Annotated in this window: 14 protein-coding genes; 8 read left to right on the top strand and 6 right to left on the bottom strand. The window is 43.7% G+C overall.

The genetic code is table 11. The annotated features are described in order from the left end of the window. Window positions 1-22 precede the first annotated feature (22 nt). On the bottom strand, window positions 23-496 hold the full coding sequence (locus MSG33_RS05115) for an FKBP-type peptidyl-prolyl cis-trans isomerase (RefSeq protein ID WP_005391162.1): 474 nt from the start codon (window positions 494-496) through the stop codon (window positions 23-25). Between the two features lie 13 nt (window positions 497-509). Next, complete coding sequence (locus tag MSG33_RS05110) at window positions 510-1142, bottom strand: thiol:disulfide interchange protein DsbA/DsbL (RefSeq protein ID WP_048625249.1); 633 nt, start codon at window positions 1140-1142, stop codon at window positions 510-512. 278 nt (window positions 1143-1420) lie between these two features. Between MSG33_RS05110 and MSG33_RS05105 the strand changes: the two genes are divergently transcribed. Further along, window positions 1421-2047, top strand: coding sequence for an OmpA family protein (locus MSG33_RS05105; protein ID WP_048625248.1), 627 nt, complete (start codon window positions 1421-1423; stop codon window positions 2045-2047). 192 nt (window positions 2048-2239) lie between these two features. Here the strand turns inward: MSG33_RS05105 and MSG33_RS05100 are convergent, their stop codons facing one another. The 4 genes from MSG33_RS05100 to MSG33_RS05085 form a co-directional block, all read right to left on the bottom strand. Continuing rightward, window positions 2240-2599, bottom strand: a complete 360-nt coding sequence (locus tag MSG33_RS05100; RefSeq protein WP_046873702.1) for a glutaredoxin — start codon at window positions 2597-2599, stop codon at window positions 2240-2242. A 111-nt stretch (window positions 2600-2710) separates the two neighbouring features. Further along, on the bottom strand, window positions 2711-3253 hold the full coding sequence (locus MSG33_RS05095; RefSeq protein ID WP_225461215.1) for a hypothetical protein: 543 nt from the start codon (window positions 3251-3253) through the stop codon (window positions 2711-2713). Next, the gene (locus tag MSG33_RS05090) at window positions 3240-3785 is read right to left on the bottom strand and encodes a YaeQ family protein (RefSeq protein WP_182035756.1); all 546 of its coding nucleotides are present in this window, start codon (window positions 3783-3785) and stop codon (window positions 3240-3242) included. The genes MSG33_RS05095 and MSG33_RS05090 overlap by 14 nt, the downstream gene beginning before the upstream one ends. Before the next feature lie 91 nt (window positions 3786-3876). Next, complete coding sequence (locus MSG33_RS05085; RefSeq protein ID WP_005375625.1) at window positions 3877-4086, bottom strand: cold-shock protein; 210 nt, start codon at window positions 4084-4086, stop codon at window positions 3877-3879. Between the two features lie 365 nt (window positions 4087-4451). On the opposite strand from MSG33_RS05085, the gene MSG33_RS05080 reads away from it, so the two are divergent. From MSG33_RS05080 to MSG33_RS05050, 7 genes are all read left to right on the top strand, one after another. Beyond that, window positions 4452-4793 (top strand): ribosome alternative rescue factor ArfA, encoded by a 342-nt coding sequence (locus MSG33_RS05080; protein ID WP_046873700.1) that lies wholly within the window; start codon window positions 4452-4454, stop codon window positions 4791-4793. Between the two features lie 142 nt (window positions 4794-4935). Beyond that, on the top strand, window positions 4936-6378 hold the full coding sequence (locus MSG33_RS05075) for a sensor domain-containing diguanylate cyclase (protein WP_248380104.1): 1443 nt from the start codon (window positions 4936-4938) through the stop codon (window positions 6376-6378). Between the two features lie 117 nt (window positions 6379-6495). Next, on the top strand, window positions 6496-7242 hold the full coding sequence (locus MSG33_RS05070; protein ID WP_046873698.1) for an outer membrane lipoprotein-sorting protein: 747 nt from the start codon (window positions 6496-6498) through the stop codon (window positions 7240-7242). 35 nt (window positions 7243-7277) lie between these two features. Then, window positions 7278-8507 (top strand): FtsX-like permease family protein, encoded by a 1230-nt coding sequence (locus MSG33_RS05065; RefSeq protein WP_248380102.1) that lies wholly within the window; start codon window positions 7278-7280, stop codon window positions 8505-8507. Then, complete coding sequence (locus MSG33_RS05060; RefSeq protein ID WP_248380100.1) at window positions 8497-9732, top strand: FtsX-like permease family protein; 1236 nt, start codon at window positions 8497-8499, stop codon at window positions 9730-9732. Before MSG33_RS05065 ends, MSG33_RS05060 begins: the two co-directional genes overlap by 11 nt. Further along, window positions 9732-10448 (top strand): ABC transporter ATP-binding protein, encoded by a 717-nt coding sequence (locus tag MSG33_RS05055; protein ID WP_248380098.1) that lies wholly within the window; start codon window positions 9732-9734, stop codon window positions 10446-10448. The genes MSG33_RS05060 and MSG33_RS05055 overlap by 1 nt, the downstream gene beginning before the upstream one ends. Continuing rightward, window positions 10438-11646 carry a hypothetical protein gene (locus tag MSG33_RS05050; RefSeq protein WP_248380096.1) on the top strand — a complete coding sequence of 403 codons (1209 nt, stop codon included), beginning with the start codon at window positions 10438-10440 and terminating at the stop codon, window positions 11644-11646. Before MSG33_RS05055 ends, MSG33_RS05050 begins: the two co-directional genes overlap by 11 nt. The last annotated feature ends 41 nt before the right edge of the window (window positions 11647-11687 follow it).

Genomic DNA, 11687 nt, shown 5'->3' with positions numbered 1-11687 from the left:
CTTTAATGCAAAGTTTCTAGAGTTATTGAATCTCTAACAATTCAACATCAAAGATCAAAACACTTGCTGGTGGAATTGGGCCTGAGCCACTTTTGCCATAACCGAGCGTGCTTGGTACGAAAAGGCGGATTTTTTCACCTTCGACCATGTATTGTAGGCCTTCTTGCCAGCCTTTAATGACTTGGTTAAGACCAAACGAAATTGGCTCACCGCGATTAACGGAGCTATCAAACACAGTGCCATCAATCAACGTGCCGTGGTAGTGCACTTTGACTTTGCTTGTCGCGGTTGGGTGAACCTCACCTTCGCCTTTTTCAAGAACAATATATTGAAGACCACTTTCTGTTGTAATGACGCCTTCTTTCTTCGCATTCTCGAGCAAGAATGCTTGGCCTTTCGCAAAGTTTTCATCCGCTACTTTATGGTTTGTCCAAGTACGGTAAATGAAAAAGCCCGCCAGAATGAAAATAATTAGAGGAAACAAAAATTTAGACACGTAAGCTCCTTGTCTATTTAGGTTGTTTTAGCAAATAGTTAATGGTTTCTGCCATGGCTTCGACGCTGTCATGACCACCAGTAATGACTTGGTATTTTCCATTAACGATAAAGGCTGGAACGGAGTTAATTTGGCCGCGAGTCGTGATCGCTTCTGCCTTAGTGATGTACTCAAACAGCGTTTTTTGCTGTGCTTCATCTAAATGGTAAGGGCTGATAAGGTTGCGAGACTCAAAGGCTTTCTCTACGGCGATTTGACGTTCCTCAGCAGTCGCATCAGGACCCATTTGTACGGCAGCAAAAAGATCCGCCATAAATGCTTTGTCAGGTGTCGACTCTAGTTGCATGACTGCAGTGTAGAAGATGATGGCGCTTACTTGTGCACTCTCATTGAAAGTTACATGCATTTTTTCAACGCTTTGCTCAGTTAGCGATTCGATTTGAGGGACAAACTCTTCCATTGAGCGACAGTGGCCGCAAGTTAGGGCAAAAGCTTCTGTCAATGGCGCCAAATCATATTCTTCAAGGGATACAGGCAAAACTTCGTATTGTTTGCCTTGCTGAGGCTGAGTGTTGCCGCTATCGCATGCCGACAAGGCCATCATGGCGGCAATCACAGCAAAGCCTTTCGATATGGTTTTTAACATAATAATGCTCTAAGTAAGAAATTTGCGTTAGTTTATCGGTTAACGATAGTGACTAAAACCATTAAATAACAATAAAGTGAGACGATTGGTAACAGACTTTTCCTGATGTGTAGGCTGCAGGGAGGTATTTTGGCATCGCTTTTTATTTGAGAGAGACTTGATATTGATTCTAGTGGCATGAACGCTGCATATACAAACCAATCGGTGGATAAAAGCGCTAAAGATTTGGCGTGTTTTGTCGACACAATGGACAAGAGTTTTTCTACGTTGGTAATGGTATGAAGCAGTGGTTTTTAATTGTTTGCGGCATTCTGACTGGGTGCAGTAGCCTTGATCAAGACATGGTTCCTGGCGGGAACATTTTAGATACAGCTCCTAAAACAAACACCGAGCTGAGACATCCTGAGTGGGGCTATCCGAGTGCTTCCAGTGTGGCTTCTTCACCTCGCACGTATCAGACTGAGAGGGCATCAGTAAAAAAGTCGCAAAATGTGACCTCTCTGGAAATGTTTCTGAACAGGCACAATATTCCTCATGAGACACTCAGTGGCGGTCACTTAATGATACGTTTGAAAGAGCAAGTGCATTTTCAAACTGGCTCTGCTCAGTTATCAGCGCAATCTCAAGACTGGATTCGAAACATTGGTCACTATCTAGCAGGAAGAACGGATGTGGATGTCGTGATCGATGGCCATGCCGATAGCACGGGAGCTGCCAGCTTTAATGACACGTTGTCAGAAAAGCGAGCTCGTGAAGTGGAAAAGCAACTACTGGCGACGAGTATTCCTCGTCAACGCGTATTTTCTAGAGGTTTTGGCGAGTATGTGCCGCAGTGCAGTAATTCGACAGCCAGTGGCAAAGCTTGTAATCGACGCGTAGAGCTAACGCTGATCGTTGATGAGTAAGGCGATGGCTGGTCGATAAACTACGTCGTGTCGTTTTCACTGAGCCCTTATGTGTTTACTGGCGTTTCCGTCTGGGAATGAGCAAGAAGAGTGAACCCAAAGGCTAGGCATAGCAACGAGCAGCTAGACTGAATAGAAAAGAGGCACCTGTATGGTGCCTCTTTTACATCCGCCAATGTTCATAGGGGGAACTTAGGCAAATTCTTTTTCAACGTAAGCGACGATGTCAGATGACTCGTATAGCCACTGTGTTTCGCCATCTTTTTCGATACGTAGGCAAGGGACTTTAATTCGTCCACCACCTTGCTCTAGTTCAGTTCGATGAGTCGGGTTATTTTTTGCATCACGTAGCTCAATGTTCACTGACTGACGCTTCATTGCACGGCGGACTTTTACGCAAAAAGGGCAAGCTTCAAATTGGTAAAGTGCGTATTGCTTTGCTTTTTCATCAATACGTTGTTGTTCTTCTGCACTGCGTTTAACACCACGAGGTGAGAACACGGCGTTCAGCAATAAGATAACCTTGCCTAAAATCCAACGGATAAACTTCATAATGATCCCTTGATGTTCATTGGGTAATTGTCCTTTAAAAATGCAATCATGATGCTTGTTGCATTGAGCGTGAAGTCTATCAGTTGTTTGAAATGGATAAAACCATGTATTTTATGCGGAAAATAAGCGTTTTAACTTGCCCCAAAAGCCGCTAGTCGAAACTGGACTGGCTTCTCTACCTAGATAAAAGCTTTGCATCAGTTCGGTTCTGAATGCATCAACATCCATGCGTTTTACAACAAGCTCGTGTTGCAATGTATTCTGAGTTTGCTCGGCATGATCGTGCGCCAAGCTAAAGTCCATATTCAAATAGCCTTGAGTATAAAGCCAAAGGTGGGTTATCAAGATAAGGTCTTCTGCGGACTGGTTAGTGAACTTATCCGCGTGCTCATCACCCAAGGAGTCAGTCAGCACTTGCTGCATTTGCTGGGCAGAATGCGCATGTTGCTCATAGTTAGCGCTGGCTTCAATATGCGACTTAGTCAAAAGACCAAGCAGGTGAAGAGTAGGCGCCGTGGCGGGTTTGTTCTCACAAACTTTTGTAAACAGTTGTGACTGTTCTTTTAACCAACGTCGCTTTGCCGCTTTATGTTCTTTAACGAAGGGAATTTCTTTGAATCCCATCTCTTGACTCAGTTCACTAAGAGACGTCATGGCTTTTTAGTTCCTTCACCGTTACTTCGACGTGTTGATCGTTGATATCAACAAAAATAGAGCTGCCGGTAATCATAACAGAAAGGCTAGTGCCTCGGTCAAGGTGCTGACAAATCAAGTCGATAGCGTCGTAGTCAAAGCTTTCTACATTGACGGGAAGCATTGAGAACTTTCCTGACATTTTATCCCACCATACCGTCGCTTTAGTGTTATAAGTGTAAACTTTCACATGCTTTGCTAGGCGAGAGGCTTTCTTGATTCTTTCTGGTTCTGGTTCGCCAATTTCAATCCAGTGAGTAATGCTTTGATCATCGCCAACATGCCATAAATCAGGCTCTTCAATTGTAGAAAGCCCTTTCGTAAACTCTAAATTACGTTGAGCGTTTAAGCAGTAAGCTAAAACACGAGCCAGCATTCGTTGAGGTTTTTCTGAAGGGTGAAGGGCGATAGTTAGATTTTTAGAATCGTAATAGTCGTTATTCATATCGGAAATGGCGATACGAAATTTATAAATAGTCGGTTTAAGAGCCATGGATTTATATCGTTTTTGTTGGCAAAAATAAGTTATAGACAAAAAAATAGCCAGCTTTAGAAGCTGGCTATCGTATCAAATTCTTTAAGAATTAAAGTACTTTGATTTGCTCTGCTTGAGGGCCTTTTTGACCTTGAGAGATAACAAATTCTACTTTCTGGCCTTCAACTAGAGTACGGAAGCCGTCACCAGTGATTGCAGAGAAGTGAGCAAATACGTCAGGACCGTTTTCTTGTTGAATGAAACCGAAGCCTTTAGTTTCGTTGAACCACTTAACTGTGCCAGTAGCTGTGTTAGACATGTCTATTTCCTAAATATCTAAATAATGTAATCTTTCGCCTCAACGGCGCTTATAGCGTGGAAAAATAAATTGCTATTGCGTACCACAGGACGACGGGTTACAAGTAATCCAACGAAATGTGAAAACAAAGAACTTTCTTTCTAGCCGTGTTTGAGTCTAGGTTAATTCCACGAAGAGTCAACATATATTAGTGCTTTATGGACAAATATTTGTATTTAGTCACTATTTAACCAGCATGTTTTTGATTAAATTTCAAATAAATGACGGTGATGTGAAGTTTTTCAGCATAAAATTCAACTAAATCTATAAATTTGACTTATTTATATAATTATTGTCCAATCTGGTTCGACCATTAAGGAGGATTTATGGCAAAACCTAAAACCAGTCCTCAGCCGAATGAGTTACAACACGAGACCGATTTCGGCAGAGGTGAAATCAAGGACAATGCGTTAAAAGCGGTTGTCACCAGTCAATTGTTCAGAACACGAGTCGTAAAAGCGAAAAAAGGTAAAGGCAGCTTCAGTCGGAAAATGAAGCATAGAGGCAAAGAGCCCTATTCAAAGTTCTCCCCGATGTGGATTTTGAATAGGGCTTTTTTATTGAAGCTGGTTTTTATCAAACTATTCAAATTCAATGGGTTAGTGTTAGTTAAATCACTCTTACCTCACCTTATACTGGCTAGCTTTCTTCTTAAAACTAGACGCTGAAAAGTACCAAATAAGTACTAAAACCTACTAAGTTAGATTCATATCAATAGGAGCCACTTCCTGTCCGACACCGCTCTGCTATATCTTTAGATCAGACAAAACAGCCGAGATTATGGTTTAAAAAGACTGGTGAGAAGTAGGTATGTCATCGACGAGTTATGGTACTTATGGTTGCAAGTGTACAAAAGCGTGTGCTTCTTTGTTACTACTATGGCTGTCTATTTGCCCGATGACGTATGCGCACAAGTCAGAGTCTCATTCTTTAATAGTTGCTAACTCCAAAGCTTGGAAGCCATTCTCTTACCTTAGCCCAGACGGTGAACCCAAAGGCATTTTGATCGACTTCTGGAAAGCGTATGCGGCGGACAACCAAATTGATGTTCAGTTTCTGCTTCTTGATTGGGAGGCTTCTTTACAGGCCGTAAAAGAGGGGCGTGCTGACTTTCACGCGGGATTGGTTTACTCATCGGAAAGAGCCGATTACTTGGATTTTGGCGCAGTTATCATGCCCATTCAAACTAAATTATATGTCAATCAAGACGTGCTTTCGATTGATGTCAAAAGTGTTTTAGCTGGTGAAATGACGTTGCCAATTGGTGTCGTTAAAGGAAGTTACGAGTCTGAGTTTATTAAGACGAATTATCCTAATGCGCCTATTGCAGAGTACATTAATAACGACACGATGATACAGGCCGCTGTCGATAAGAAGGTGCTGTATTTCGTCGCGGACCTTCAAGTAGCTAACTTTTATATGGCAACTATGCCGGGAGCAGGCATGTTTGTTCCTGTAATAAATTTATATAGTAAAGACCTTCGGATTGCAGCTGGGTTGCATAGTTCTGCTTCCATTTTGGATGTCTCTCGAGCGTTTGAAAAAGTTATCGATACAGATCGAGAAAGGATCCTCAATCGCTGGAGTGTGGTGAAAACGGTCTATCCTCTTTATCTCCTACCTATTGCGATTTTCGTTATGGCGGTCGCGACGCTGTATCATATCTTCGCACTCAAACGCATGGTTGCGCTGCGCACAAGACAATTGACGATTGCTAACCAGCAATTGCTGGAGATGACGTTAACGGATTCCCTAACAAAACTCTACAACCGTAGACACTTGATTGAACAATTGGCGCTCTTGAATCACTTGCAGCGAAGCTTGACGGTAATGGTATTTGATATTGATGATTTTAAATCAATTAATGACCAATACGGTCATCTTGTCGGAGATAGAGCGATAGTGGCCGTGGCTGAAACAGCAAAATCAATGACTGATGAACGTATGACATTGGCGAGAATTGGCGGAGAAGAGTTCGCACTCGTGACGGCATCGCTCTCTGAGCGAGAAGCGAGCAACTTTGCTCAAATGCTCTGCAAAGCCGTGTACGAACAACCTATTATCCTTGGCGGGCAAGCGATTCATTTGAGCATTAGCTTAGGCTGCGCATACTACCCTGAATTTACTCATATCGTGAATTTACAAGATGCTGATCAACTGATGTATCAAGGTAAGTCTGAAGGTAAAAATCGGGCGGTGTTTCAAGTCATAACAGACAGCCAGGTTCAACTTGAGCTTCGTCAAGTCCCTTAGTGTTTTTGAGTCACCAATCGCTATTTCTAAATCCTCACTTGCTATACTCAATTGAATTTAAAATTATTATACCCGTTTCGCTTCAAATTCTAGGTCGTGTCGGTACAAAGGGAAGGTATGTATAAAACGTTTTGTGTTCTCGCTTGTGTACTTCTCTCTTCTTTTTCTTACGCTGAGAGCGCTTTCGATATAGTCCAAAAGTCTGATCAAGCGATGCGCGGAAAATCCAGTTATAGCGAAGCCACCATGAAAATTGTTCGCCCTGACTGGTCACGTTCAATGACCATGAAGAGTTGGACGAAAGGTACGGAATTATCTTTGGTCTTGGTGACTGCTCCGGCGAAAGATAAAGGTAGCGCCTCGTTAAAACGTCATAGAGAAATGTGGAATTGGGTGCCGAGTATCGAGCGAGTGATTAAAATTGCGCCATCCATGCTCAGTCAGTCTTGGATGGGATCAGACTTCACGAATGATGATTTAATTAACCAATCTTCTATTGTTGTCGATTATCAACATCAACTGCTTCAAAGTGAAACCTTTGATGGTGACAAAGTTTGGGTAGTTGATGCACTTGCCAAGCCTGACGCCCCAGTGGTTTGGAGCAAAGTCAGACTGTGGATTTCTCAAACGAGCTTGTTACAGCGCAAAGTCGAGTTTTACGATGAATTTGATGAACTGGTAAATGTTTTGACGACTTACGATGTGAAAACGTTGGGTGGGCGAGACGTTGCGACTCGCATGGAGATGCAGCCGATAGATAAACCAGGAAATAAAACGGTTTTGATTACGCACGAAGCGCAATTTGATTTTGATATCGATGATGACTTTTTCTCCCAGCAGCAAATGAAGGCTCTGCGAGATTAGGGTGGATTTTGGTTTAGATAAGAGGTGAGAATCGGATGCTCATCAAGCTCGCATGGCGAAATCTATGGCGGCAAAAACGGCGGACATTGTTAACCGCTTCTGCGTTAGCTCTTGTTCTGTTTCTCTCCTTACTGACTCGAGCGTTCCAAGAAGGAAGTTACTCCTCAAATATTAAAAACGCTGCGAAGTTCTATACGGGATTAATTCAGCTACAACATCCCGATTTTGGGGACTCCTCTAGCATTGATGATGTCCTTCCACAAACGCCTGCGTTCATTGCATCTGCCAAAAATAATCCTGATATCGACATCGTTCTGCCGAGAATTGAGTCATTTGCGCTTGCCGCCAAAGACGAACGATCCAAAGGCGTGATGGTGCTCGGCGTTGAGCCTGACGCTGAAGATAGCTACTCCAGCATTAGTGACAAAATCGTACAAGGGCGCTTTATTGCATCTGGACAAAACTCGGTGCTTGTTGGTGAGGGTTTGGCAAACTACCTTCATTTGAACGTTGGTGATGAACTGGTGTTGTATGGTTCGGGTTATCGTGGTCAAACGGCGGCTGGACTGTATCAGGTGTCCGGTATTTTGCACTTTCCTTTGCAGCAGTTAGATTCTCAGTTGGTCTACATGCCTCTTGATACCGCACAAGCGCTGTATTCGCTTGATAACCAAGTCACCGCATGGGTCCTTAACACTCAAAGTTTACGCGTGTTGCCTGACATTGTTAAACAACTAAAGCGCCAGTACGGGATTGGCGTCGCAGTAAAAAGCTGGCAGGAGCTGTCGCCAGAACTTTCTCAACAGATCGCCTTGGACAAAGCGGGTGGGATCTTTTTGATCTATATCTTGTACGGCATTGTTGGTTTTGGCCTGTTTGCCACGATTTTGATGATGACGTTAGAGCGCCAGCGTGAATTTGCGGTGATGCTCGCGACGGGTATGTTGCGCAGCAAGCTGATGGGGCTCGTCGCCATTGAATCGATGTTTATCTCCGTTATTGGTCTTGTGCTCGGTGTCTTGATCAGCGCGCCTGTGCTTGCGTATTTCTATATCAATCCGATTGAGATTACTGGCGATGCTGCACAAGTGATGCTGGAGAGTGGCTTTGAACCAATCGTACCTGTTTCGCTAGACCCTTATTTGTTAATGGATCAAATTCTTGTCGTTCTAGTTATTTTATCGTTATGTCTGATGTATCCGATGGCTAGACTTCTTCGCTTGCCCATTGCTAGTGGGCTAAAAGGAGGCGCGCATGTTGATTAAATTGGCGTGGCGTAATTTATGGCGGAACAAGCTCAGAACTTCCATTATGCTGGGAGCGATGGTGTTCGGCTTAATGGGCGTTGTTGCCATGATTGGATTCATGAACGGTTTGGTCGACAGCATGATCAAAAACGCGATAGCGTGGCAAACCAGTCATCTACAAGTGCATCAGAAATCCTACCTTAATAATCCTGACCTTAGTGACACAATAACGAATTATCAAACGATAACGGTCGCTTTGGCTGCACATCAAGATGTTAAAGCGGTATCGGCGCGATTTCTTGCTGATGGCATGATTGCTTCTGCGCGTAGTACGAGAGGCGTTCGGATCAATGGCATCAATATTGAGCAAGAGCAAAGTATCACACCGCTTAAAAGCCATGTGATAGACGGAGAATGGTTAAACGAAGTGGGAAGAAACCCCATTCTTGTTTCGCAAAAAACCGCAAATCGATTGAAGCTGCGTGTTGGATCGAAAGTGGTTTTAACATTATCTGACATCAAGGGTGATGTATCTGGCGCAGCTTTTCGCGTTCGAGGTATTTTTAAAACGCCATCCACCACGTTTGATGACGGTAATGTCTACGTTCGTAAAGTCGATCTCGAAACAATCGCAGGTTTGTCGGGTGCGCATGAAATTGGCGTTTTGTTGAACTCCAACGAGACTGAACAGCTAGATCGTGCAGAGGCATTTACGTTATCAATATTGCCACAAGCCAACCGTGAACAATTGATCGTGAGAAAATGGCAAGAAATACAGCCTTTACTCGCAACAATGATGAGCTCAATGGATATCTCTAATCAAATTATGTTGGTCGTTTTCGTACTTGCCATGACTCTCGGAATCATCAACATCATGCTGATGTCAGTTTTTGAAAGGGCGAGAGAGTTTGGGGTGTTAATGGCGGTTGGCATGCAGCAGCATAAAATTCGCACACTGATTATTTTGGAAACGCTATTCCTTGGTTTGAGTGGTTGCGCGTTAGGGTTATTAGGAAGCGCAGTCATGCTGAAAATACTGAGTATTACTGGCTTATCGCTTGGCGCACTTGCGGATGGATTAGGTGCTTATGGCGTCGATACCTTGCTTTATCCAAGAGTATCGTTTTACGAGTATCAATTGATTATTGTGGCTATTTTTGTCGCGAGCTTATTTGCGGCTTTGTATCCAGCAAGGCAAATTCTCAAGCATCGACCTGCGGATGCCATGGTGGAGAAAACGTAATGACGATTAAATTGGAAGGCTTATCCAAGACGTACAACCCAAAGAGTGATTTCCCGGTACATGCGGTTCAGAGGGTAGATTTGGAGATCAAGCAAGGTGAGTTTGTCGCTATTATGGGACCTTCTGGTTCAGGGAAAACGACGCTACTAAACATGTTGGGCGGGATCGATTCGCCTACATCAGGACGCGTGGAAATTGATGGATGCTTAATCTCTGATATGTCAGAAAAAGAGCTGATCGCTTATCGGCGCGATAACATTGGTTTTATCTTCCAAGATTATAGCCTGCTCCCCGTACTGACAGCTCTTGAAAACGTCGAGTTTGTTATGCAATTGCAAGGGAAAACAGAAAGGGAATGTCGTGAACGCGCCAGCGCGCTACTGCAACAGGTTGGATTATCACAGCAGATGCATAAACGTCCGAGTAAAATGTCTGGAGGCCAACAACAGAGAGTTGCGGTTGCAAGAGCATTGGCACCAAAACCAAGGTTTGTAATGGCAGATGAGCCTACCGCCAACTTAGATGCAAAAAGTACAGCCGAGCTGCTTGATATCATGGAACAACTCAGTGAAAAAGAAGGCACGACATTTATCTTTTCTACCCATGATCCTAGAGTTATTAAGCGCGCACATCGAATCATAGTATTTGAGGACGGGCGTTTGGCACGAGATTTTGCCAACATTGATAACACCATAGAGAACAGCCATGCGTGGTAGAGTAGAAGGCGTAAGCTTACTATCCAAGTTATTGCGGCTTTTTTTTGCGTTAAGTCCTGCGGTAATTTGCATTAAAACTAATGCCAGCATACCGGGTTTGGAGCCTGAAAAAGCATGGGATATCAATGGCTATGTGAAATACATGGCGACCTATAGTATGCCTGACGAGCAGGGTAATACCCTTGACCATCTACTCCATAACCGGATTAACGTTGAATATCGCTTTTCTCCTGAATGGCGAATAAATCTTGGTATCAGGAATAGAGCATTGTGGGGCGATGCGCTTGAGATTCCTCAATATGCGGAACTCGTGGCGCTTGATAATGGGTATTTTGATCTAAGCAAAAACTGGCGAGAAGATAATGTAATCCTCAATACCCAACTGGATCGACTCTACGTCTCTTGGAGTGACCAAGATTGGGGGGCAAGGTTAGGGCGGTTCCGGGTCAATTGGTCAATGAACACCATTTGGAACCCAAACGACATCTACAACGCCTATTCTATTTACGACTTTGATTACGAAGAGCGGGCGGGCACCGATGCTGTCATGGTGAGTAAAAAACTTGGGTTTGCCGATGGGTTAGATCTCGTTTTCTCTCCGTCAAAGCAGTCTAAAGAAAACAGCACGTCACTACGATATTTCTCCAACGTTTCTGGTTGGGACTATCAAATCATTGCGGGTCGATCTCGGCAAGACTATGTTCTTGGAGCAGGGTTCGCGACTGATATCTATCAAGCCGGGTTTCGAGGCGAGTTAAGCTGGTTTGATCCTATTGATACAAAGCATCAAGGTCAGCCTACTGAGGATACGACAGTCGCTAGTTTGGAATCAGACTACAGTTTTGGTGGTGTGCGTAACTGGATGGTGAGAGGTGCTTGGTTGTTTATTTCTGAACCAAAGCCAGCGAGCAGCGCATTAACTTACCTAAACCTCCCTCTCTCTGCGAAAACCTTGAGCTTCACGGAGCATACTGTTTATGCCGATGCTAGCTTCGACTTAACGGCGCTCAACCGCGTCACCTTATCGGCTAGTTACTATGATGATGGCTCTTACTTTGCTGGATTATCCAGCAGCTATTCGCTCAGTAATAATTGGCAACTGCTAACTGTAGTTCAACATTTTAACGGTACGGACGGCAGCTTATTTGGAGAAACACCTGCAACTTTGGTGTTTGCTAATATCCGGTATAGTTACTAGAGACGCCTTTCATTTAGCTGCTATCCCTAAATAATGCAATC

Origin of the sequence: Vibrio sp. 1CM7H, from assembly GCF_023161645.1 — a bacterium.
GTDB lineage: Bacteria > Pseudomonadota > Gammaproteobacteria > Enterobacterales > Vibrionaceae > Vibrio > Vibrio diabolicus.
Note: the sequence above shows the minus strand (reverse complement) of the source record. Positions and strands in the feature narration are given on the sequence as shown.

Bases quoted from the DNA above. Each gene is read 5' to 3' on its own strand.
- MSG33_RS05065 (WP_248380102.1), top strand. From the start codon at position 7,278: ATGCTCATCAAGCTCGCATGGCGAAATCTATGGCGGCAAAAACGGCGG.
- MSG33_RS05060 (WP_248380100.1), top strand. From the start codon at position 8,497: ATGTTGATTAAATTGGCGTGGCGTAATTTATGGCGGAACAAGCTCAGA.
- MSG33_RS05090 (WP_182035756.1), bottom strand. From the start codon at position 3,785: ATGGCTCTTAAACCGACTATTTATAAATTTCGTATCGCCATTTCCGAT.
- MSG33_RS05070 (WP_046873698.1), top strand. From the start codon at position 6,496: ATGTATAAAACGTTTTGTGTTCTCGCTTGTGTACTTCTCTCTTCTTTT.
- MSG33_RS05110 (WP_048625249.1), bottom strand. From the start codon at position 1,142: ATGTTAAAAACCATATCGAAAGGCTTTGCTGTGATTGCCGCCATGATG.
- MSG33_RS05085 (WP_005375625.1), bottom strand. From the start codon at position 4,086: ATGTCTAACACAGCTACTGGCACAGTTAAGTGGTTCAACGAAACTAAA.
- MSG33_RS05105 (WP_048625248.1), top strand. From the start codon at position 1,421: ATGAAGCAGTGGTTTTTAATTGTTTGCGGCATTCTGACTGGGTGCAGT.
- MSG33_RS05075 (WP_248380104.1), top strand. From the start codon at position 4,936: ATGTCATCGACGAGTTATGGTACTTATGGTTGCAAGTGTACAAAAGCG.
- MSG33_RS05055 (WP_248380098.1), top strand. From the start codon at position 9,732: ATGACGATTAAATTGGAAGGCTTATCCAAGACGTACAACCCAAAGAGT.
- MSG33_RS05095 (WP_225461215.1), bottom strand. From the start codon at position 3,253: ATGACGTCTCTTAGTGAACTGAGTCAAGAGATGGGATTCAAAGAAATT.
- MSG33_RS05100 (WP_046873702.1), bottom strand. From the start codon at position 2,599: ATGAAGTTTATCCGTTGGATTTTAGGCAAGGTTATCTTATTGCTGAAC.
- MSG33_RS05050 (WP_248380096.1), top strand. From the start codon at position 10,438: ATGCGTGGTAGAGTAGAAGGCGTAAGCTTACTATCCAAGTTATTGCGG.
- MSG33_RS05080 (WP_046873700.1), top strand. From the start codon at position 4,452: ATGGCAAAACCTAAAACCAGTCCTCAGCCGAATGAGTTACAACACGAG.